This is a genomic window from Niveibacterium umoris (genome assembly GCF_014197015.1).
Lineage (GTDB): Bacteria > Pseudomonadota > Gammaproteobacteria > Burkholderiales > Rhodocyclaceae > Niveibacterium > Niveibacterium umoris.
Genome location: NZ_JACIET010000002.1, coordinates 1,065,858 through 1,087,070, shown reverse-complemented (window position 1 = coordinate 1,087,070; position 21,213 = coordinate 1,065,858). Strand labels below are relative to the sequence as shown.

At 66.9% G+C, this 21,213-nt stretch carries 26 protein-coding genes; 17 read left to right on the top strand and 9 right to left on the bottom strand.

All coding sequences use genetic code 11. The features are described 5' to 3' along the window. Positions 1-44: 44 nt before the first annotated feature. The 13 genes from GGR36_RS17030 to GGR36_RS16970 all read left to right on the top strand — a co-directional run bounded on the left by GGR36_RS17030 (position 45) and on the right by GGR36_RS16970 (position 9,714). The gene (locus tag GGR36_RS17030) at positions 45-905 is read left to right on the top strand and encodes an urease accessory protein UreD (protein WP_338086712.1); all 861 of its coding nucleotides are present in this window, start codon (positions 45-47) and stop codon (positions 903-905) included. A 16-nt stretch (positions 906-921) separates the two neighbouring features. Then, on the top strand, positions 922-1,224 hold the full coding sequence (locus tag GGR36_RS17025) for an urease subunit gamma (protein ID WP_183635977.1): 303 nt from the start codon (positions 922-924) through the stop codon (positions 1,222-1,224). Between the two features lie 22 nt (positions 1,225-1,246). Next, positions 1,247-1,546, top strand: a complete 300-nt coding sequence (locus GGR36_RS17020; RefSeq protein ID WP_207064481.1) for a hypothetical protein — start codon at positions 1,247-1,249, stop codon at positions 1,544-1,546. A gap of 3 nt (positions 1,547-1,549) precedes the next feature. Next, the gene (locus GGR36_RS17015) at positions 1,550-2,080 is read left to right on the top strand and encodes a GNAT family N-acetyltransferase (protein WP_183635976.1); all 531 of its coding nucleotides are present in this window, start codon (positions 1,550-1,552) and stop codon (positions 2,078-2,080) included. After that, on the top strand, positions 2,077-2,382 hold the full coding sequence (locus GGR36_RS17010) for an urease subunit beta (protein ID WP_183635975.1): 306 nt from the start codon (positions 2,077-2,079) through the stop codon (positions 2,380-2,382). Before GGR36_RS17015 ends, GGR36_RS17010 begins: the two co-directional genes overlap by 4 nt. Further along, on the top strand, positions 2,382-4,082 hold the full coding sequence (gene ureC / locus GGR36_RS17005) for an urease subunit alpha (protein WP_183635974.1): 1,701 nt from the start codon (positions 2,382-2,384) through the stop codon (positions 4,080-4,082). Before GGR36_RS17010 ends, ureC begins: the two co-directional genes overlap by 1 nt. A gap of 2 nt (positions 4,083-4,084) precedes the next feature. Then, positions 4,085-4,564, top strand: a complete 480-nt coding sequence (locus GGR36_RS17000) for a GNAT family N-acetyltransferase (RefSeq protein ID WP_183635973.1) — start codon at positions 4,085-4,087, stop codon at positions 4,562-4,564. A gap of 3 nt (positions 4,565-4,567) precedes the next feature. Then, positions 4,568-5,050 carry an urease accessory protein UreE gene (gene ureE, locus GGR36_RS16995; RefSeq protein ID WP_183635972.1) on the top strand — a complete coding sequence of 161 codons (483 nt, stop codon included), beginning with the start codon at positions 4,568-4,570 and terminating at the stop codon, positions 5,048-5,050. After that, entirely contained in the window at positions 5,047-5,520 is a 474-nt protein-coding gene (locus GGR36_RS16990; RefSeq protein ID WP_183635971.1) for a GNAT family N-acetyltransferase, read from the top strand. The genes ureE and GGR36_RS16990 overlap by 4 nt, the downstream gene beginning before the upstream one ends. Beyond that, positions 5,517-6,200 carry an urease accessory UreF family protein gene (locus GGR36_RS16985; RefSeq protein ID WP_183635970.1) on the top strand — a complete coding sequence of 228 codons (684 nt, stop codon included), beginning with the start codon at positions 5,517-5,519 and terminating at the stop codon, positions 6,198-6,200. The genes GGR36_RS16990 and GGR36_RS16985 overlap by 4 nt, the downstream gene beginning before the upstream one ends. 859 nt (positions 6,201-7,059) lie before the next feature. Next, positions 7,060-7,677 carry an urease accessory protein UreG gene (gene ureG, locus GGR36_RS16980; RefSeq protein WP_183635969.1) on the top strand — a complete coding sequence of 206 codons (618 nt, stop codon included), beginning with the start codon at positions 7,060-7,062 and terminating at the stop codon, positions 7,675-7,677. 19 nt (positions 7,678-7,696) lie between these two features. After that, positions 7,697-8,269 carry a HupE/UreJ family protein gene (locus tag GGR36_RS16975; protein ID WP_183635968.1) on the top strand — a complete coding sequence of 191 codons (573 nt, stop codon included), beginning with the start codon at positions 7,697-7,699 and terminating at the stop codon, positions 8,267-8,269. Positions 8,270-8,346: 77 nt separating this feature from the next. Beyond that, positions 8,347-9,714 (top strand): EAL and HDOD domain-containing protein, encoded by a 1,368-nt coding sequence (locus GGR36_RS16970; RefSeq protein ID WP_183635967.1) that lies wholly within the window; start codon positions 8,347-8,349, stop codon positions 9,712-9,714. 13 nt (positions 9,715-9,727) lie between these two features. Here GGR36_RS16970 and GGR36_RS16965 read toward each other — a convergent pair whose 3' ends face one another. From GGR36_RS16965 to GGR36_RS16950, 4 genes are all read right to left on the bottom strand, one after another. Continuing rightward, positions 9,728-10,204 carry a GNAT family N-acetyltransferase gene (locus GGR36_RS16965; protein ID WP_183635966.1) on the bottom strand — a complete coding sequence of 159 codons (477 nt, stop codon included), beginning with the start codon at positions 10,202-10,204 and terminating at the stop codon, positions 9,728-9,730. Between the two features lie 6 nt (positions 10,205-10,210). Next, the gene (locus GGR36_RS16960; protein ID WP_183635965.1) at positions 10,211-11,434 is read right to left on the bottom strand and encodes an MFS transporter; all 1,224 of its coding nucleotides are present in this window, start codon (positions 11,432-11,434) and stop codon (positions 10,211-10,213) included. Between the two features lie 134 nt (positions 11,435-11,568). Beyond that, on the bottom strand, positions 11,569-13,251 hold the full coding sequence (gene leuA, locus GGR36_RS16955) for a 2-isopropylmalate synthase (RefSeq protein ID WP_183635964.1): 1,683 nt from the start codon (positions 13,249-13,251) through the stop codon (positions 11,569-11,571). After that, positions 13,245-13,403 (bottom strand): hypothetical protein, encoded by a 159-nt coding sequence (locus GGR36_RS16950; RefSeq protein ID WP_183635963.1) that lies wholly within the window; start codon positions 13,401-13,403, stop codon positions 13,245-13,247. Before GGR36_RS16950 ends, leuA begins: the two co-directional genes overlap by 7 nt. A 397-nt stretch (positions 13,404-13,800) precedes the next feature. Here GGR36_RS16950 and GGR36_RS16945 point away from each other — a divergent pair, with 397 nt between their 5' ends. Beyond that, a complete protein-coding gene (locus tag GGR36_RS16945) occupies positions 13,801-14,115 on the top strand; it encodes a c-type cytochrome (protein ID WP_183635962.1) in 315 nt (104 codons plus the stop codon). A 61-nt stretch (positions 14,116-14,176) separates the two neighbouring features. On the opposite strand, the gene GGR36_RS16940 is transcribed toward GGR36_RS16945, so the two are convergent. From GGR36_RS16940 to GGR36_RS16930, 3 genes are read right to left on the bottom strand one after another with little or no spacing between them, the layout of a single operon-like run. Then, entirely contained in the window at positions 14,177-14,398 is a 222-nt protein-coding gene (locus GGR36_RS16940) for a zinc ribbon domain-containing protein (RefSeq protein WP_183635961.1), read from the bottom strand. 11 nt (positions 14,399-14,409) lie between these two features. Continuing rightward, positions 14,410-15,549 carry an EAL and HDOD domain-containing protein gene (locus GGR36_RS16935; protein WP_183635960.1) on the bottom strand — a complete coding sequence of 380 codons (1,140 nt, stop codon included), beginning with the start codon at positions 15,547-15,549 and terminating at the stop codon, positions 14,410-14,412. 12 nt (positions 15,550-15,561) lie between these two features. Then, on the bottom strand, positions 15,562-16,584 hold the full coding sequence (locus tag GGR36_RS16930) for a CDP-6-deoxy-delta-3,4-glucoseen reductase (RefSeq protein WP_183635959.1): 1,023 nt from the start codon (positions 16,582-16,584) through the stop codon (positions 15,562-15,564). 38 nt (positions 16,585-16,622) lie between these two features. Between GGR36_RS16930 and GGR36_RS16925 the strand changes: the two genes are divergently transcribed. From GGR36_RS16925 to GGR36_RS16915, 3 genes are read left to right on the top strand one after another with little or no spacing between them, the layout of a single operon-like run. Further along, complete coding sequence (locus GGR36_RS16925) at positions 16,623-17,594, top strand: NAD-dependent epimerase/dehydratase family protein (RefSeq protein WP_183635958.1); 972 nt, start codon at positions 16,623-16,625, stop codon at positions 17,592-17,594. Then, positions 17,591-18,034 carry a CopD family protein gene (locus GGR36_RS16920; RefSeq protein WP_183635957.1) on the top strand — a complete coding sequence of 148 codons (444 nt, stop codon included), beginning with the start codon at positions 17,591-17,593 and terminating at the stop codon, positions 18,032-18,034. Before GGR36_RS16925 ends, GGR36_RS16920 begins: the two co-directional genes overlap by 4 nt. Before the next feature lie 10 nt (positions 18,035-18,044). After that, positions 18,045-19,301 (top strand): THUMP domain-containing class I SAM-dependent RNA methyltransferase, encoded by a 1,257-nt coding sequence (locus tag GGR36_RS16915; RefSeq protein WP_183635956.1) that lies wholly within the window; start codon positions 18,045-18,047, stop codon positions 19,299-19,301. A gap of 6 nt (positions 19,302-19,307) precedes the next feature. Here GGR36_RS16915 and GGR36_RS16910 read toward each other — a convergent pair whose 3' ends face one another. Both GGR36_RS16910 and ilvA read right to left on the bottom strand, forming a co-directional pair. Then, on the bottom strand, positions 19,308-19,853 hold the full coding sequence (locus tag GGR36_RS16910; RefSeq protein WP_183635955.1) for a hypothetical protein: 546 nt from the start codon (positions 19,851-19,853) through the stop codon (positions 19,308-19,310). Between the two features lie 30 nt (positions 19,854-19,883). Further along, positions 19,884-21,143 (bottom strand): threonine ammonia-lyase, encoded by a 1,260-nt coding sequence (gene ilvA / locus GGR36_RS16905; protein WP_183635954.1) that lies wholly within the window; start codon positions 21,141-21,143, stop codon positions 19,884-19,886. Between the last annotated feature and the right edge of the window lie 70 nt (positions 21,144-21,213).

Genomic DNA, 21,213 nt, shown 5'->3' with positions numbered 1-21,213 from the left:
GGGCGAACACCCAATCCTTGCAGAGAGCAGACCAAATCGACTGCGTGCCGGACGTCGCCACAGGCGGCGCCGGCCACGCGGCATCCCCGCATGGGTGGCGAGCCCGACTCGCCCTGGGTTTTGAACGCCGCGACGCGCGCAGCGTCCTGATCCGCCGCGAACACCTCGGCCCACTGCGGGTGCAGAAGGCGCTCTATCCGGAAGGCGACGCGGTCAGCCACGCGATCCTGCTGCATCCGCCGGCAGGCATTGCTGGCGGCGACTCGCTGGCGATCGACGTGTCGGTGGGCGAAGGCGCCCACGCGCTGCTGACCACTCCGGGCGCCGGCAAGTGGTACCGCGCCGACGGCCGTCCGGCCGAGCAAAGGATTCAGCTGAGCGTCGCCGACGCGGGCAGCCTCGAATGGTTGCCACAGGAAAGCATGGTCTTCGACGGCGCCGACGGGAATGCAACGCTGGACGTGCAACTGAGCGGTAACGCGTGCTTCATCGGCTTCGATCTGTGGTGCCTGGGCCGCCGCGCGCGCGGCGAACGCTTCACGCACGGCCGCATGGACACCGCGATACGCATCGCACGTGACGGTCGCCCTGTCTTTGTCGAACAGGCACGGCTGCGCGGCGACGACCCACGCCTTGGCTCGCGTGCGGTGCTCGGCGGCGCCAGCGTCTTCGGCAGCCTGCTGGTGGCTGCACGCGACATCGACGCCACGCTGGTCGAAGCGTGCCGTAATGAAAGCCCCACGGCCGGGTTAGGCGCCGTCACCCGCCTGCCCGGCCTGCTGGTGGCCCGCTACCGCGGCGACGACGCCGAGGCCGCGCGCCACTGGTTCGCCGCCCTCTGGGCCATCGTCCGGCCGGCACTGCTGAACCGCCCGGCCTGCCCGCCCCGCATCTGGAACACATGATTTCCGCGAGAACCCCATGGAACTGACGCCCCGCGAAAAAGACAAGCTGCTGATCTTCACCGCTGCACTGCTGGCCGAGCGTCGCCGTGCGCGCGGGCTCAAGCTCAACTATCCGGAGGCGGTCGCCTTCATCTCGGCCGCGATCATGGAAGGCGCGCGCGACGGGCGCACCGTCGCCGAACTGATGAGCTACGGCACCACGCTGCTCGCCCGCGACGACGTGATGGACGGCGTACCCGAGCTGATCCCCGAGATCCAGGTCGAAGCCACCTTCCCCGACGGCACCAAGCTCGTCACCGTGCACCACCCGATTCCCTGACTCTGCAGACCGACGACCCGCCATGGACGACAAGATCGAACACGCCCGCCTGCTCGCCCGTTTCAAGCTTCAGGTCCGCCGCCAGCTCGACCAGAGCGTCGACCTCGACCGCCTGGTGCAGGACGCCGAATACGCCCGCACCCGGCTCGCCGAAATCGAGGATCTCGCCGACGATGAAGACTTGCTGGTGATGCTGCTGACGCTGCGCGAACAGCTGCTGCCGCGCGCCGTCGCGACTGCACCGATGCCGGCCACGACACCGAGCGCCGCAGCCAAACCGGTCGAATCGCGCAACTACAGATTCGGCGCCCGCGGCGGCTAGCGTATGCAGATCGAGCGGCTGACGCCGAGCACCTTCGCCACCCATCGCGACGCACTCGCGACGCTGCTGATCGACGCCGTCGAGGGCGGCGCCTCGGTCGGTTTCGTGCTGCCGATCTCGCGCGAAACCGCACTGGCATGGGTGGACGGACTCGCCGCTTCGGTCGCAGACGGCTCGCGCATGATCTGGCTCGCGCTCGACGCTGGAAATGCCCTCGGCAGCGTGCAGCTCGAGCTGGCGATGCGCCAGAACGGCCGTAACCGCGCCGAGGTGCAGAAGCTGATGGTGATGCAGACCGCGCGCCGGCTTGGCATTGCCCGCGCGCTGATGGCTACGGCTGAAGACGCGGCCTTCTCCATGCAGCGCGGACTGCTCTTTCTCGACACCGAAGCCGGCTCGCCGGCTGAAGCCTTCTACCGCGCACTCGGCTGGCACTACGCCGGCGGTCTGCCCGAATACGCCTGCTCGCCCGAAGGCGTGTGGGCTGCAAACGCGATTTACTACAAGACCCTGTTCCGGAGGAACGCCGCATGATTCCCGGAGAACTCGACACGCCCGAGGGCGACATCGAACTCAACGCCGGCCGGCCAACGATTACCGTAGTCGTCGCGAATACCGGCGACCGCCCGATCCAGGTCGGCTCGCACTACCACTTCGCTGAAACCAACGCGGCGCTGGATTTCGACCGCGCCGCCGCACACGGCTTCCGTCTCGACATCGCCGCGGGCACCGCGGTGCGCTTCGAGCCGGGCCAGACCCGCACGGTCACGCTGGTCGCGCTCGCGGGCGAGCGCAAGGTCTTCGGTTTCCGCGGCCTCGTGATGGGAGATCTGTAATGGCGAAAATCTCGCGCCGCGCCTATGCGGAAATGTTCGGCCCCACCACCGGCGACCGCGTGCGCCTCGCTGACACCGAACTCTGGATCGAAGTCGAGAAGGACTACACCCTCTACGGCGAGGAAGTGAAGTTCGGCGGCGGCAAGGTGATCCGCGACGGCATGGGCCAGGGCCAGAAGCTCTCGCATGAAGTGGCCGACACGGTGATCACCAACGCGCTGATCCTGGACCACTGGGGCATCGTCAAGGCTGACATCGCGATCAAGGCAGGCCGCATCGCCGCGATCGGCAAGGCCGGCAACCCGGACATCCAGCCCGGCATCACCATTGCGATCGGCGCCGGCACCGAGATCATCGCCGGCGAGGGCATGATCGTCACCGCTGGCGGCATCGACACGCACATCCACTTCATCTGCCCGCAGCAGATCGACGAAGCGCTGATGAGCGGCGTGACCACCATGCTGGGCGGCGGCACCGGGCCGGCCACCGGCACCTTTGCGACCACCTGCACGCCGGGCCCGTGGCACATCGCACGCATGCTCGAAGCGGCCGATGCCTTCCCGATGAACCTCGGCTTCCTCGGCAAGGGCAACGTATCCCTGCCAGGCCCGCTCGCCGAGCAGATCGAAGCCGGCGCGATCGGGCTCAAGCTGCACGAAGACTGGGGCACGACGCCGGCTGCGATCGACAACTGCCTCGCCGTGGCCGAGCAGTACGACGTGCAGGTCGCTATCCACTCCGACACGCTCAACGAATCGGGCTTCGTCGAAGACACCGCCGCCGCCTTCAAGGGCCGCACCATCCACACCTTCCACACCGAAGGGGCGGGCGGCGGCCATGCGCCGGACATCGTCAAGCTCGCCGGCCTGCCCAACGTGCTGCCGAGCTCGACCAACCCGACGCGGCCCTACACCGTGAACACCATCGACGAGCATCTCGACATGCTGATGGTGTGCCACCACCTCGACGCCTCGATCGCTGAGGACGTGGCCTTCGCCGAGAGCCGCATCCGCCGCGAGACCATTGCCGCCGAAGACATCCTGCACGACATCGGCGCGATCTCGATGTACTCGTCGGACTCGCAGGCCATGGGCCGTGTCGGCGAAGTGGTGATCCGCTGCTGGCAGACCGCGCACAAGATGAAGGTGCAGCGCGGCGCCCTGCCGGGTGACGGTGAGCGCAACGACAACTTCCGCGCCAAGCGCTACATCGCCAAGTACACGATCAACCCGGCGATCGCACACGGCATCGCGCATGAAGTCGGCTCGATCGAAGTCGGCAAGCTCGCCGACCTGGTGGTGTGGAAGCCCGCCTTCTTCGGCGTGAAGCCCAGCCTCATCATCAAGGGCGGCATGATCGCCGCGGCCGCGATGGGCGACGCCAACGCTTCGATCCCGACGCCGCAGCCGGTGCACTACCGCCCGATGTTCGGCAGCTTCGGCGGCGCACTGAAGACCTCCGTCACCTTCGTGTCGCAGGCGGCGCTGGACAACGGCAGCGTCGCGAAACTCGGTCTGTCGAAACCGCTGGTGGCGGTGAAGAACATCCGCAGGGTCACCAAGGCCGACATGATCCACAACGACTGGTGCGGCCGCATCGACGTCGACGCCGAGACCTACCAGGTGCGTGCCGATGGTGAGTTGCTGACCTGCGAGCCGGCCAGCGTACTGCCGATGGCGCAGCGCTACTTCCTGTTCTGACCATGGTCACTGTCGCCAACCTTCGCATCGCGCCCGCCGACCCCGGCGCGCCGGCGATCCGCGACCTGATCGCCGAGCTGGACGCGCTGATGCATGCGCTCTACCCGGCCGAGAGCAATCACTTGCTCGACGTCGAAACGCTGCGGCAGCCGCATGTGCGCTTTCTCGCGGCACAGCTGGCCGGCGATGTGGTCGGTTGCGGTGCCTACGTCGCGTATTCGGACTACGCCGAAATCAAGCGCATGTTCGTCGCACCACGCTGCCGTGGCCTGGGCATCGCCCGCCGCTTGCTCGCCACACTCGAAGCCGACGCGGTGAATGCCGGCCTGCCGCTCACCCGGCTCGAAACCGGCATCCATCAGCCGGAAGCGCTGGGCCTCTATGAGCGCGCCGGCTACCGCACACGCCCGCCCTTCGGCGACTACGCTGAAGATCCGCTCTCCGTTTTCATGGAAAAGGCGCTGCATCTGGCGCCCGCTTGAATCATGCTGCTGATCGAATCCCTCTACACCGGCGACGCCACGCCGACCGAAAAACTGGTTCTGAACTTCGACGCCCGCACCAAGAGCCGGCTGCGCACCACACTGGCCAGCGCTGAGGAAGTCGGGCTGTTCCTGCCACGCGGCACGATCCTGCGCGGCGGCGATCTGCTGCAGGCCAAGGATGGCCGCATCGTTGAAGTGGTGTCGGCGCCCGAGTCACTGCTCGAAGCGCAGTGCGCGAGTGCCTTTGAACTCGCCCGCGCCGCCTACCATCTTGGCAACCGCCATGTGGCGGTGCAGGTCGGTGCCGGCTGGCTGCGCATCCAGGCCGACCATGTGCTGGAAACCATGCTGATCGGGCTCGGCGCGCAAGTGCGTCCCGTGACCGCCGCATTCGAGCCGGAGGCCGGTGCCTACGCCCACGGCCACCACCATAGCGAACGCGGCGCCACCGAAGCCAAGATCCACATGATGGCCGGCGCATGAGCCTGAGCATTAGCACCGCCGCACCGGATTCAGACGACGCGCGGGCCTTGCTCGATGCGCTGTCCGACACGCTCGCCGCAATCACCGGCGATAGTGGCCGCAGTAGCTTCGACCCCGCCGACGTACGCGGGCCCGGCGCGCGCTTCGTGATCGCCCGCGACGCGAGCGGTGAAGCCGTGGGCTGCGGCGCCTACCGCCCACTGCAGCCGGGCGTCGCCGAGCTCAAGCGCATGTTTGCGCGCACACGCGGCGGCGGCATCGGACGCAGCCTGCTTGCTGAACTTGAACACAGCGCCGCCGCCGATGGCTTTCGCGAGTTGTGGCTGGAAACCCGGCGCGTGAACCTCACCGCGGTCGCCTTCTACCGCGCCCACGGCTATCGCGAGATCCCCAACTACGGCCGCTACATCGGGCGGCCCGAGGCGATCTGCTTTGGCAAGACACTTGCCTCAATGGAGGCCGCCGCGTGAGCTCGCTCGCCGCGCTGACGCGCCTGCTGCATCTCGCCAGCCCGGCCCTGCCGGTCGGCGCCTTCAGCTATTCGCAAGGGCTCGAGTGGGCGGTGGAGTGCGGCTGGGTCAGTAACGAAGCGCAGGCGCGCGACTGGATCGGCGACCTGATGCGCTATGGCATCGCGCGCTGCGAAGCGCCCGCGCTGGTCGCGATGATGCGTGCCTGGCGCACCGGCGAAGTGAGCGAAGTGTTGCGGCTCGACGCCGAGTTCCTCGCTACACGAGAATCCATGGAACTGCGCGCCGAGACCGTGCAGATGGGCTACTCCTGCGCGCGCCTGCTGCGCGAACTGGAAACCTTGCCGGCCTTCACCCGCCAGGCGCTGACCGGCATCGGCGAACTCTCCTACCCCGCCGCCTGGTCCGCTGCCGCCGCTGCCTGGACCCTGCCGCCGGAAGACGCGATCGTCGCCTACCTGTGGGCCTGGCTTGAAAACCAGGTGATGGCCGCGGTCAAGATCGTGCCGCTCGGCCAAAGCGCCGGCCAACGCCTGCTCGTCGCCCTCGGCGAACCGATCCCCGCGCTCGCACGTGCGGCGATGACGATCGCGCCGGATGAATGGGAGAACTTTACGCCGGGGCTGGCGTGGGCGAGTGCGATGCATGAAGGGCAGTACACGAGGTTGTTCAGGTCATGAACGGCGAGCGTGTTTCTCTTCTTTCGACTTCGGTGCATTTGTCGCCGTGTTGCAGCTTGGCCGTTCAAGCCGGGCCCCGCCCCGGCGGGCGGGGTACTTTCTTTGTACGAACAAAGAAAGTACCCAAAGAAAGTCGCCCCGCTTCAACGCCCCTTGCTGCGCAAGGGGTGCCCTGTGCTGCTCGAAACATCGGGTGGCTGCGGAACTCGGCCCTGCGGGCCTCAAACAGTCCTCGCCACCGCCGCCATGCGGCGGAACCCGATGCTTCTGTGCTGCTCGGCGTTTCAGAGGGGGATCGAAAAGCGTCGACGATCGCCCGTTGCAGGCTGCTCGTAGCCCGGATGCAGGCCGCCGGCCGGAATCCGGCAGGTGCGCTTGAACATCTGGATACGTCCACCCCGGATTCCGCTCTCCGTCATCCAAGCTACGAACATCACACACGCGTTGCTCAACCGATGGTTTTGACTTTGGGTCCCGTCGAGAGCGCCGAGCCGCGCAGCGAACTCGGGGGATCGGCGCGTAGCGACGACGGCGAGGACTGTCTGAGCGGCGGGCGTAGCCCGGCGCGAGTTCCGCAGCCGCCCGATTTCGCGAGCAGCGCAGGGAAGTCAGGCACGCAGTGCCTGACCGCGAACGCCGGGTCGCCTTTTCTTGGTTACTTCTTTTGGCGAAGCAAAAGAAGTAACACGCCCGCCGGGGGCGGGACCCCGGCCAATGCACGCGTGCAGACCATTACCGGCAATCGCGAGCCGCAACTCCAAACCCGTGCGCCACACCTTGGGCCGTGCGAAGCTCAGCCCAAGCAACTCGCCACGTCCGTCTGCGTGGCGACGTCTGTCACATTGAAGAAGCCAAGACCATGACTACCCAACAAGCCCTCCGCGTCGGCATCGGCGGCCCCGTCGGCTCCGGCAAGACCGCCCTGACCCTTGCGCTGTGCCAGGCACTGCGCGAGAAGTACAACATCGCTGTCGTCACCAACGACATCTACACCGCCGAGGACGCGCAGTTCCTCGTGCGCAACGAAGCGCTGGCGCCGGAACGGATCATCGGCGTGGAAACCGGCGGCTGCCCGCACACCGCGATCCGCGAAGACGCCTCGATCAACCTTGAAGCGATCGACCGCCTGAACCAGCGTTTCGCTGGCCTGGAAATCATCTTTGTCGAATCCGGCGGCGACAACCTCGCAGCGACTTTTTCGCCCGAGCTCTCGGACCTCACGCTTTACGTGATTGACGTCTCGGCCGGCGACAAGATCCCACGCAAGGGCGGCCCGGGCATCACGAAGAGCGATCTGCTGGTGATCAACAAGATCGATCTGGCGCCGCTGGTGGGTGCCTCGCTGGAGGTGATGGACCGCGACGCGAAAAAAATGCGCGGAGAAAAGCCATTTGTTTTCAGCAATCTCAAATCCGGGCAAGGACTTTCAGACATCATCGCTTTCATTGAAACCCAGGGCATGCTTGCCCCCGCCTGACTTTCCAAGGAGAACACCCATGCGATCCATCCGCCCCCTGCTCGCTGCCGGCCTTGTCGTGGCATCGGGATCTGCACTCGCGCACCCCGGCCATGAGGCGATGAGCCTCGCCGCTGGTTTCGCCCATCCCTTCGGCGGCGTGGACCATCTTCTCGCGATGCTGGCAGTGGGCCTGTATGCCGCGCGCCAGAACGGCGCCGCGCGCTGGGCGCTGCCAGTGGGCTTCGTGTTGACGATGCTGGCTGCGGCCGGGGTGGCGCAGGCTGGATTTGCGCTGCCGGTGGTCGAGGCCGGTATCGCAGCCTCGGTGCTGGTGCTGGGCCTGATGATCGCCGCGATGGCGCGCCTGCCGCTCGCGGCAAGCCTGCCCCTGGTAATGAGCTTCGCGCTCTTCCACGGCGCGGCGCATGTGGCCGAAAAGGGGGACGCCGGGCTGCTCGCCTATGCCGCCGGCTTTGGCGCTGCCAGTGCCCTGTTGCACCTGGCAGGCTGGCTGGTCGCGCGCCGTGTGCCTGAAACCAGCGCCGGCCGCCGCACCCAGCAGATCGCCGGCTTCGCGCTCGCTGGCGCCGGCGCGCTGCTGTTCGCCTGAACACCCCCCGCCGCAATTGACTTTCCCCGGCCCGCGGCAGGATGCTGCGGGCACTTCTGCCACGGGGGAACACCGCCATGCTGGGCTGGATCGGTCGCTTGTTTGGCCTCGGGCGCAGCACGAGCCCCACACCGCAGATCGAAGCGCAACCCGCGCCTTCAACCGATCCGGCGCCACCGGACGCGGGCCCCTCAGCGCCTGACGATGCACAAACCGAAGGCGCGTTGCTGCAGGAAACCCTGCTCGACCGGCGCCAACGCGCGCAGGCCTACCTCTTCTCGCTGCAAGCAGGCCGTGGCAGCGAGCTGGCGGAGCACTCAGACCGCATCCGGGCCCTGCTCGACGAGGTCTTGATCGGACGCCTGCTGGCGCTGTCGGCCCACTGGCCGGAGACACGCAGCGCCTGGCTGCGGCTGGACCCGGCCAGCCTCACGCACAGCGACCTCCCACGTCTGGCCGGCCTCAATGCAGTGGTGCTGCTTTCCCCGCTCACAGACCTGAGCGCGACGCCCGAACAGGTGCAGCAGATCCGCGCCCTGCAGCGCGGCGGGCTGCGATTTGCGCTGCGCGCGCTCCCGGGGGAAGCCTGGTTCGAGTCGCTGGCCTGGCTGGCCGACCACTTCATTCTCGATTTCTCGCAGGCCGCAGCCCCATTGCAACGCTGTGTGGCGCACCTGAACCAGCACTACCCGTTGGTGCCGCGCGTCGCCCTGCAGGTGGACACGGTCGACGCACTCGACGCGGTGTGGCCGCTTGGATGTGTGCTCGCGGCGGGGGCCTTCGTACATCAGCGCGGCGACTGGCGGGGCCGGCCGATTGCGCCCGAACCGCTGCGTGTCGCAACGCTGCTGGCGCAGATTGGCGCCGACAGCGAGAACCACGAGATCGCCGCGGTGCTCAAGCAGGACATGGCCCTGTCCTACCGCCTGCTACGCTTCGTGAACACTTCACAAGGCGGCCTCGGGCACGCGATCGGGTCGATCGAACAGGCGCTGCTGCTGCTCGGCCGCCAGCAGTTGTACCGATGGCTCGCACTGCTGGTGGTTGCGAGCAGCGAGCGCGAGCCCGGCAACGGGCAAATGGAAGCAGCGCTGGTGCGCGGCCGGATGCTCGAAGTGCTGGCCGAACGCCTGGCGCCCGACGCACGCGATGAGTTGTTCGTGGCCGGACTCTTCTCGATGCTCGACATGCTGCTGCAGGTGCCGATGGAGACCGCGCTGGCGCCCCTTGCGATCTCGCCCGCGGTGCGCGAAGCCCTGCTCTCGCGCAGCGGCCCCTACGCCGGCTGGCTGGCTATTGCGGAGGCAGGTGAGCGCGGCGATCCGGTCTCGCTGTTCGCGGCCTGCCGGGCGATGGCGGTCCCCACTGTGCGCGCAGCGCACGCACGCATGGCGGCGCTGGAGTGGGTGCTGGCGCTGTCCGAACCCAAGGACGACGAGGACTGAGGCGCCGACGCGTTCAGTCGTCGAGGCGGCGGTCCGGCAACTCGTACAACAGGTCCGGCAGCCCCTCTTCGTTGTCCGCAGCCGTGCCTTCGCGACGCAGTTTCACTTCGAAGCCGCGCCGTTCATAAAAGCCGCAGGCGCGTGGGTTGTCTCGGAAGCACCAGAGGCGAACCGGGAAAGGCAGATTGCAAATCGCATAGCCGAGCAAAGCGCTGCCGACGCCGGTGTCGATTGCATCGGGGCGGACATAGAGCTGGTCGATCCAGCCATAGCCGCCGCGCTCGGCGAGCGCACAGAAGCCGACGATGCGCTGCTTGCGTTCGGCCACGATCACGTGCCCGCAAGGAATCAGGTGCAATGCCACCCACTTGCGCACCGACGCTTCATCGTGGGCGAGCGGAATCTGGGGCATGAGTTGCCGGCGCGAACTGAGCAGCACGTCGGCAACCGCCACTGCATCCCGGCTGGTGGCAGCACGAATGTTGAACATGGCAGATCAGACCGTCGCGGCCGCCGCGCGACCGTCGCGCCGCAGCGCCGCCAGGCGCCAGGCGGCAAGGCCGCAGGCCAGCGCGCTGAGCGCCAGCACCAGCCGGGTATCCAGCAGGATCAGCGCGGCGCCGATCAACGCCACCGCGACGTTGGCGAGGCAGAAGGTCGTCGACAGCAGCCCCATCACCGCGCCCTGGCCATGTCGATCAAAGCGCTGCGACCAGTACACCGGCATTGACGTGCCGTACACCGCCAGCGGCAGCCCCAGCAATACGATGACCGCCAGCCCGGGCAGGCGTGCGCCGGTGGCGAGCACGGCAAATCCGGCAGCCGCCAGTGCCGCCGTGGTGCTCGCGGCAGCGAGCGGAGCAAAGCGCGGGCCGATGCGCGGCCACACCAGCGCGCTCATCAGCGTCATCAACAGGCACAGGCCCGCGGTGACCCATGAAATGCCGCTCGGCCCCAGTCGCGCGAACTCGACCAGCCACAGCGGATAGAACTCATAGAAACCGTTGAGGCCGAATGTGAAGGCCAGTTGCAGCCAGAACACACGGCGCACCTCCACATCGTCTAGCAGGCGCAGCGCATGCTGCTCGCGCGCAAAGGTGATCCAGCCGCGACCGCTCAGGTCGACCTTGGCACCGGTATTCGGCACCAGCCAGGCGAGCAGTGTCAGTGCCGGCAGCATCATCGCCGCCGCCACGACGAAGGGCACCCAGCCGCCGAAGGGCATCAGGAATCCGCCCAGCAAGGGGCCGACCAGCCAGCCGATGTAGAGCGCCGCATTGACCATCGAGAAGGAACGCGTCTTGTCGATTTGCGGGTGCAGGTCTGCGGCAATCGCCCGCGCGATCGCGGCATTACCCTCGCACAGACCGGTCGCGAAACGGGCCAGCGCGAAGAGCGGGTAGTTTTCGCCGAACAGGGCCAGCGCGCTCAGCGCATAGCCGGCGATCGCAAGCGTCAGCGTACCGAGCATGATGCGGCGGCGGCCGTAGCGGTCGGACATCGGCCCCAGCACGACGCTGCCGAGCAGGATGCCGAGCGGGTTGAGCGCGATCGCAATGCCGAGCAGCAGCTTCGGGTCCAGCCCCAGCCAGTGGGTAAAACCATTGACCGGGCCGTCGATGAAGAGCGGCGAGAGGATCGGATACGGCAGCGCGACGCCCACGGTGGACATCAGGGCAACGCTGCAAACCGCAAAAAGGACGAGGCGCGGGTGACGCATGAATGAAAAGCGCCACTTGTGGTGGCGCAGACTCAAGAATTGTTGAGTATTTTACTCAACAATTGCCGGTTTGGCGAGCCGGCCGGCGCCGCGCTTGTGGCGCGGGCACCGCCGTAAGTCCGGCACGCGGCGGATCACACCGGCGCCGGGACAGGTTGGTCGAAGGTGGAAAGTCTTTGCCGTGCGCGGGCGACCGCGCTGACCAGTGCGAGAATCGCCGCCGTCGTGACATTGCCGTGCAGACCGGCGCCAAAGGCGCTGCCGGCAACCCCATCCATGACGATTTCGACGAAAGCGACCGCTCGCGCATCCGAACCGGCCGACAGCGAGCGCTCTTCAAAGGACACGACGCGCACCGGCAGGCCCAACGCATGCACCGCGGCGTCGAGCGGGCCATTGCCGCGCCCTTCCCGCACCTGCTCGCCGGCCACGTCGCGGGTGGTAATACGGATGCCCTGCTGCTCGCCGGCCTCGAAGAGGTGGTGTTCGACGTAGGCCGGTGCGCCGCGCTCCAGATACGTCTCGCAGAAGATGCGCCAGAGTTCCTGCGCGCTGACCTCACGACCGACATCGTCGAGATGGCGCTGTACCTCGGCGGCGAACTCCACCTGCATGCGGCGCGGCATCGCAACGCCGTAGTGCTCTTCGAGCAGGTAGGCGATGCCGCCCTTGCCCGACTGGCTGTTCACACGGATCACCGATTCGTAGCTGCGGCCGAGGTCCTTCGGATCGACCGGAAGATACGGCACCTCCCAGATCGCGTTGGGGTCCTGCACCGCGAGACCCTTCTTGATCGCATCCTGGTGCGATCCGGAGAAGGCGGTGAACACAAGGTCGCCCACATACGGGTGGCGCGGGTGGATCGGCAGCTGCGTCACCTCTTCCGCCACGCGCGCGACGGCGTTGATGTCAGAGAAGTCGAGCTTCGGGTCGACGCCCTGGGTGTAGAGGTTGAGCGCAAGCGTCACGAGGTCGACGTTGCCGGTGCGCTCGCCGTTGCCGAAGAGGCAGCCTTCGATGCGGTCGGCACCCGCCATCACCGCGAGTTCGGCCGCCGCCACCGCGCAACCGCGGTCGTTGTGCGGATGCACGCTGAGGATGATGCCGTCGCGGCGTGCGAGCTTGCGATGCATCCACTCGATCTGGTCGGCGTACACATTCGGCGTGGCGCCCTCCACCGTCGCGGGCAGGTTGATGATCACGCGCTTGGCCGGCGTCGGCGCCCACACGGCGGTCACGGCGTCGACGATTTCCTTGGCGAATTCGAGCTCGGTGCCGGAGAACACTTCCGGGCTGTACTGGAAGGTCCAGTCCGTTTCCGGCCGTTCGGCGGCGAGTTGCTGGACGAGTTGCGCACTTTCTACGGCAATCGCCTTGGTGCCTTCGCGATCGGTGTTGAACACGATGCGGCGGAAGTTCGGCGCGGTGGCGTTGTAGAAGTGCACGATCGCGCGGCGCGCGCCGGCGAGCGACTCGAAGGTACGGCGGATGAGGTGCTCGCGCGCCTGGGTCAGCACGCCGATCGTCACGTCGTCCGGGATGTGGTCGCCTTCGATGAGCGTGCGGACGAAGTCGAAATCGGTCTGCGAGGCGGAAGGGAACGCGACTTCGATTTCCTTGAAGCCAACCGCGACGAGGGTCTTGAAGAGTTTGAGCTTGGCGGCGCCGGACATCGGCTCGAACAGCGCCTGGTTGCCGTCGCGCAAGTCGGTCGAGAGCCAGATCGGCGCCTCGGTGATCACCTTGTCCGGCCAGCGGCGGTCGGCAAGGCGGACAGGTTCAAATGCTCGGTACTTGGTGGCGGGCTGCTTCAACATCGTTTTCTCCTGGATGCGCTTTCGATACGTGGGTTTCGAGTCGCGGCGCGGGCCCCGATCAGGGACTCCCGGACTGCCAGGCTGCCGCTGTGCACGGCCCGGCAGTCGGTCAGCAGTCGTAGCGCAGAGAACAGGTGAATCAGGGTCAGCATGGGAGTCTCCTCGGGATCGGGGAAGCCGCCGGCGGACGCGCGAAGACGCACGAATCCCGCAAGGCGGACGGGCAAAACTCAACAGGAGGGGTTGGGATTTAGATGCGCGCGGGGCGCAGCAGTCGGCCCAGACCCAGGAACAGGGTCAGGGAGGTCAGGCTCAGCAGGAGCGAGAGGGCCGATTGCGGGAACATGGCTTCACCTTAACCGCCCTCGCTCGGGTGCGTCAACCGGGCCGAAGCGGTCAACGTGGCGCCTCGGGCCGGCGTTATGGTCTGCAGGGGTACGAAGATCGATGATTGACGATCGGCAGCCGCACCCCGGCCGGTAGTCATCCGTGCAGCGCTTGCGCTAGACTGCCCCGGCTGCTCCAACCATCGATGAGAGGACAAGGAACATGAAGCGAATCATGACTGCAGTTGCCGCGGTCGGTCTGCTTGGCGCGGGCGCTGCGTTTGCCGACGCGGGTGCGGATCTGGCCAAGGCCAAGAACTGCCTGGCCTGCCATGCGGTCGACAAGAAGGTCGTGGGCCCTGCCTACAAGGACGTGGCCGCCAAGTACAAGGGCGACAAGACGGCCGAGGCCAAACTGATCGAGAAGGTCAAGAAGGGTGGTTCGGGAGTTTGGGGCAACGTGCCGATGCCACCGAACCCGCAAGTGAACGACGCCGAACTCAAGCAGTTGGTGCAGTGGGTGCTGAGCCAGAAGTAATCCGGGCTCACGCTGATCGCAAGAAGGCCGACGCGAAGTCGGCCTTTTTCGTTTTCCGATGTCAGGCCGCGACCAGTTCCGTCTTGACCTTGGACTTGGATTTGAGCTCGTTGCAGCGATTGCACCACCAGTTGCTGGCGCCGCAGGCGGCGATCTTTTCCAGTTCCGAACCGCAATCGGCGCATTCGCCGCGCACCCGGTAGTTGGCGGCGCAGGTTTCGCAGTGCCACAGTTTCCCGCGTGATTCCATCGGCGTGGCATGGACCGGACAAAGGCGTTCCATCGCGATGCCCCTCAACCGAACTGCAGGCTGTCGGCAAATGCGACCGCCGACACCAATGCCTTGCTGACGTCTTCGGCACGCAGCTTGAGTTTGGCGATCTGCTCGGAGAGCGCACTCGGATCGAGCCGTTCGCAGGCAATCGCCAGATCGAGGAAGGGGCGATAGATCCCCTCGCCCCGCAGCAGCGCATCAATGATCGGTTCGGGCAGGGTCATCTCGCCCAGGACCGCTTCCGGCGTGGTGCCGAGCAGCACATGAATCAACGAGAAAGCGCCGGTGATAAAGAGGTTGTCGACTTCACGCTTCTCTACGAACGCCGCGCCGATCAGTTCCATGAAACGACCACGCGCGATCGCCGCCTGCATCAGTGCCGGCGCAAGCGGATCCTTGCTGGCCGAAACAAGCAATAGCGACAGCCACTTGTTCAGCTTGTCCATCCCGAGGATCGTCACTGCATGGCGGAAGGACTGCACTTCCACCATCAGTCCGAATGCCGGTGAGTTGATGTACCGCAGCAGCTTATACGACAGGGCGACGTCCAGTTTCAGTGCGGCCTCGATCTCTTTCACCTCGGCTTCGTTGCGCACCAGATTCAGAAGCCGGACGATCTGCGCGTGCGACGGCGCCAATTCCTTGGCCGCCTTGACGCCCTTGAAGAAGAACCAACCCGAGGCACCGTCATAGCCGTTCTTGACGGCGGTCGCGAAACCATCCAGATCAGCAAGCCCGGTTGCAATCGAGATTCCGGGAAAGCCGGCCGGGGTCGGCAGCTTGTTGGCGTCTGCCAGCACAAAGCGGAACTCCGCGCCTTCCGGCAATTGCATGCCAGGCTGGTACCAGGACAAGCACAGGTTGATGCCCGCCTCCTGCAGTTGCGGGATCAGCGCCTTGGTCTGCTCGTATGCCAGGGCAGGCGCCGGAATTTCGACCATCGTATTGGCGGGCATCTGCCAGCCCATCAGTTCGGCGGTCGGCACCAGCCGGCCGAGACTGACGAATACCGTGTGGTTGGCCGGCCAGTTTTCGGCCAGCGCATTGAGCGCCGCCACCGCGACCGGCACGCTGGGTGCGTGCACGACCAGGCGGTTGGCGGTAATCGACCGCTGTTTGTTGACGACCGGTTCGCGGGTGATCAGGACGGCTTGGCTCATGGCGGCGGTGTGTCAGGTTGGTGTGCTGTCGGAAGAAAAACTGAAGGCGTCGGCGTAGAACTCGTCCGCCGGCAACCCGCAGCGCCCGGTGAAATCAGCCCGCGCGGCGTCGATCATCGGCGGCGCACCGCAAGCATAGACCTGCACGCCGCTCATGTCCGGAAAGTCCGCCATCGCGGTCTGGTGCACCAGACCGACGCGGCCGTCCCAGCCATCCGGCAAATTATCGGATATGACGGGGACAAACTTGAATCCGGGCAGGCGGCTTTCCCAGGACCGGGCCAGTTCGTAGTGATACAAGCCGGCACGATCGCGCGAGCCCCAGTACAAGGTGACCGGGCGGTGATTGCCGGTGGCGATCATGTGCTCGATCAAGCCCTTCATCGGCGCAAATCCGGTGCCGCCGGCGACCATCACGATCGGCTTGGGGCTCTCGCGCAGATAGAAACTGCCAAGCGGGCCTTCGAAGCGCAGGATGTCGCGCTCCTTCATGGTGTTGAAGACATGCGTCGTGAAGCTGCCACCTTCGACCAGACGGATGTGCAACTCCATCTCGCCTTCATGCTCCGGTGCGTTGGCGATCGAGAAACTGCGGCGCTTGCCACCGGCGAGCAGGAAGTCGATGTACTGCCCGGCCAGGAAGCGGAAGCTGTCGTTGGCGGGCAGTTTGAGCGTCAGCACGATCACATCGTCCGCAGCCCGCACGATGCTTTGCACCCGGCAGGGCAGCTTCTTGATCGGGATGTCGGTGATACGGCGCACGTCGCGCACTTCCAGCAGCAGGTCGGACGTCGGCCGCGCGCAGCAGAAGAGCGCGAAACCGGTCTCGCGCTCGGCCACCGGAAGGGTCGACTCGGGCGACTTGCCGTGGTCGACCGTGCCTTCCAGCACACGCCCCTTGCAGGAACCACAGGCGCCATCGCGACAGCCATAAGGCAGCATCAGCCCGGCATCGAGCGCGGACTGCAGCACCGAAGTGTCGGGGTTGGCGGAAAAATCGAGACCGGAAGGTTGCAGCTTGACCTGATAAGACATGGAATTCGTTGGGTGCGAGGCAATGCGATAATCCGGGGATGGTAGCCCAACGCAACCCGAAACGCCGCCCCGCCCGTCCGCCCGCCGCCCGGCGCCCGTCGGGCCGCATTGCGCGGCAGCGGGTATTGATCATCGGCAGCGGCGACGTGGCCGCACGCGTGATTCCACTATTGGCGCCGCACGCAAAAGTGTTCGCGCTGGTGCGCCGCGCGGAGGCCGCGCCAGCGCTGCGCGCGCTGGGCGCCACACCGATCAGGGGCGATCTCGACGATCGGCGCAGCTTGCGCCGCCTGGCAGGCATCGCACCGCGCATCCTGCACTTTGCACCGCCGCCCGATCGGGGCGAGGGCGATCCGCGCAGCGGCAGGCTGGTCGCTGCGCTGGCGCGCCGCAGCCTGCCGACGCGCTTGGTGTACATCAGCACCACCGGCGTGTACGGCGATTGCCAGGGCAACTCGGTGCCGGAAACCCGCCCGCTGCGTGCCGGCACCGCCCGCGCCCGGCGCCGCGTCGCCGCCGAACGTACGCTGCGCGCCTTCGCCCGCCGCAGCGGCTGTCGTCTCGCGATCCTGCGCGCGCCGGGCATCTATGCGGCCGAAAGACTGTCACTCGCGCGGCTTCAGCGCGGCGACCCGGTGCTGCGCGCCGAAGAGGACGTATTCACCAATCACATCCACGCCGACGACCTCGCGCGGCTATCGGTCGCTGCGCTGACCCGCGGCGGCAACTGCCGCGCCTGGAATGCCAGCGATGACTCCGACCTGCGCATGGGCGAGTGGTACGACCGCATGGCGGACACCTTCGGCCTGCCCCGCCCGCCGCGTGCCAGCCGCCGCGAGATCGAACGCGTGCTGAGCCCGATGATGCTGTCCTTCATGTCCGAGTCACGCCGGCTCGACAACACCCGCCTGCACCGGGAACTCCGCGTGCGGCTCCGCTATCCCAACGTCGACGCCGGACTCGCGCAGGCGCGCGCCTGGTTCGACCTCCACAAGGAAAACTCCCGATGATGTACATGTGGCTCAAGGCGATTCACGTCTTCTTCGTCGTCAGCTGGTTCGCCGGCCTGTTCTACCTGCCACGCATCTTCGTCAATCTCGCGATGGTGCCGGCCGACAGTCACGCGGAGCGCGATCGCCTGTTGCTGATGGCAAGAAAGCTCAAGCGCTTCATGCTGCCGCTGATGATCGGCACCTGGGCCTTCGGCCTCTCGATGATCTTCTTCGGCGGCCTCGAAGCGGCCCATGCCTGGATGACGCAAGGCTGGCTGCACGCCAAGCTGTTCATCGTGCTGCTGCTGACCGGCTACGACGGTTACTGCGGCCGTTTGCTGCGCGACTTTGCCGCCGGCCGCAACACCAAGAGCCATGTGTGGTTCCGCGTCTTCAACGAAGTGCCGGCGGTCGCGCTGCTGTTCGTCGTGATCCTCGTGATCGTCAAACCCTTCTGAGCGCGCGCCGATGAGCGAGACCTTCTTCTCCCCCTGCCCGCGCGGGCTCGAGCCCCTGCTCGCCGACGAGCTGACCGCCCTCGGCGCGCAGTATGTGAAGCCGGTGCATGGTGGCGTTTCCTTCGCCGGCGACTGGGCGCTGTGCTGGCGGGTGAATCTGGACAGCCGCATCGCCACCCGCGTGATGTGGCGCGTCGCCGAACGCGGCTACCGCAGCGAAGACGACGTCTATGCGCTGGCGCGCGAGCAGGCCTGGGAGAAGTACTTCGCCGTCGAGCGCACGCTGCGGATCTACGTCACTGCGATCCGCTCGCCGCTGCGCAGCCTCAACTTCGTCACGCTGCGGGTGAAGGACGCCATCTGCGACCGCTTCCGCGACCTGCGCGGCCAGCGCCCGTCGATCGACACCGAGGCGCCGGACGTGCGGGTGTATGCCTTCCTGACAGCGGAAACCTGCACGTTGTACCTCGACACGTCGGGCGAAGCACTGACGCGGCGTGGTTTCAAGCGCGCCAAGCACGAGGCGCCGCTGAAGGAAAACCTCGCCGCCGGCATCCTGCATCTCACCGGCTGGCAGCCGGATCAGGCCCTGCTCGATCCGATGTGCGGCAGCGGCACCTTCCTGATCGAAGCCGGCCTGATGGCGCTCGATATTCCGCCCGGCGCCGAACGCAGCTTCGGTTTCGAAAAACTCGCCAGCTACGATCCGGTCGCGTGGAAGCGCCAACGCACGCTTGCCTTGCAACGCCGCCGCCCGGCAAGCGACGTACGCCTCTATGGCGCCGACATTGATATGCGCGCAGTAGATGCCGCGCGCTACAACCTGCGCGAAGCGGGGCTCGACGATCTGGCGCAGTTCCGCACCAGCGACATCCTGCAACTCGAGGCGCCGGAGGACCACGGCGTGCTGCTTTGCAACCCGCCCTACGGCGTGCGCCTGACGGCGCCACGCGCGGCAGCCGGGCGCCGTTCCGCCCCGCCGGGCGGCTATCGCGATGAGCCTGCGCCCGAAGCGGACGGCGCCGAAAGCGAACTCGCGGCCTGGTACCCGAAGCTGGGCGACCACCTCAAGCAGGCCTTCGCGGGCTGGCGCTGCCACTTCTTCAGCGGGGACCCGGCGCTGCCGAAGAAGATCGGCCTCAAGGCGAGCCGACGCACGCCACTGATGAATGGCGACATCGAATGCCGCCTGTTTGCCTACGAGGTCGTTGCCGGATCGAACCGGCGCCCGCGCGGGGCGTCGGCGGAGCACGAAGCCGAAGACTGAGGCGCTTCAGCCCGGTGCGGCCTCACGCGCCACCAGCGCCACCGAGGCCGCAGCCAGGCGCTCCGCGAGCGTGCGCCGACGGCGTACCGGCAAATGCTCATAGAGCAGCAATTCCGCCGGTTTCCACATCGCCACCCAGGCGAAGATGGTGAGGCTCTCGCGCACCGCGCGCCAGAAGCGTGACACGGTCTCGGGGTCGATCGAATTGGCGCCGCCCAGCAGCACGACCACCACCAGCAGGCCGGTCACCGTCGCGATGCGGCCGGCGCGAAAAATGCGCGCCCGTTCGCGGTCGGCGAGCAGCGCCAGGTCTTCGAAGTGGCTGCGCACGGCCGCGCTGACCCGCGCCAGATCGTCAGGAGCAACCCGATCGACGACAAACTCGATGCGCGGCGCCCCACCGATGCGCCGATGATCGGCCTCGCCGATCAGGCGTTCCGCAACATCCGGGTGCAAGCCTGGGCGCGCAAAAGGGGCGTCGTCTTGCGCCAGCAGCGCGTCGACCGAGCGCAGGTCCAGCCTCAGGATTTCCTGTGCAGCCACTTCAGTCATGCCAGCCTCCGGTACGGCGGTCAGAACGGGTCAGTCGGCCATCAGGTTGCGTACATGCAAGCCTTCGCCGGAAAAGGTCGCGATCAACTCGGCCTGGTGGGCGAAGTCGCGCGTTTCCATCTGCAGGATCACCTCGGTCTTGCCCACCGGCACATGCAGTTCGCCGCGCCGATGCTCCACATGGCGAACATTGATCCCGAGCGCGGCGACCGTCTTGAGCAGGCTCAAGAGGCGGCCGGGGCTGTCCGGAATCGTCACCGCCACGCTCATCAGCCGGCCGCTGGAAGCGAGGCCGTAATCGATGGAACGGCCGACCAGGGTCATATCGACGTTGCCGCCGGAAATCACGACAACCGCGCGATCCTGCGGCGCCAGTCTGACCTTGCCCGCCATCAGCGCCGCCAGACCCACCGCCCCCGCGCCTTCGGCGATGGTGCGGGTGCGTTCCAGCGTCGCAACGATTGCTTCGGCGATGGTGTTGTCATCGACGGTAACAATCTCGTCGACGTAACGCGCAATCACCGCCGAGGTGCAGACGCCCGGCGCCTTGACCTTGATGCCGTCGGCAATCGTGTGTGCGCCGGGGGCGCAGGTCTCGAAGCTGCCATCGAGCAGGAAATGGCGATAGGGCGCGACGGTCTCGGTCTGCACGCCGATGATGCGGATCTCCGGCCGCTGCAGTTTCAAGGCCAGTGCGATGCCCGAGAGCAATCCGCCGCCGCCCAGCGGCACCACCGCCACGGTCATGTCCGGGCAGTCTTCGAGCATCTCAAGCCCGCACGAGGCCTGGCCCGCGATCACGTCCCAGTCGTCATACGGATGCATGAAGGCGAGGTCTTGTTCGGCCGCAACGCGGTCGGCCAGTTCGCGCGCCTGTTCGAGGTTCTCGCCGTGCAGCAGGATCGTCGCACCCATGCGGCGGCAGGACTGGATCTTGGTGATCGGCGCGTTCTCGGGCATCACCACGGTCGCCGACACGCCGGCCGCCGCGGCCGCGCGCGCCACGCCCTGCGCATGGTTGCCCGCCGACACCGCGACAACGCCGCGCAGATCGGACCGCGCCGCCAGCAGGCGTCGCATCTTGTGCGTCGCGCCGCGGATCTTGAAGGAACCGGTGCGCTGCAGGTTCTCCATCTTGAGCCAGACCGGCGCGCCGAACTCCTCGGTGAGCTGGTCGTTCTGCCATTGCAGGGTCCGCAACACGGCGTCGGAAATCTCGCGGGCGACGGCCTGCAGGCGGGCGAGGTCGGGGCATTCGGGCGGCAGTGCGGGGTGCGCGTTTCGGCTCATGGCGGCTCGCGATGTGGGCGAGGGCACCGGGTAGGCGCCCCCTGAAGCGGCGGATTCTCGGCCTGCCGGC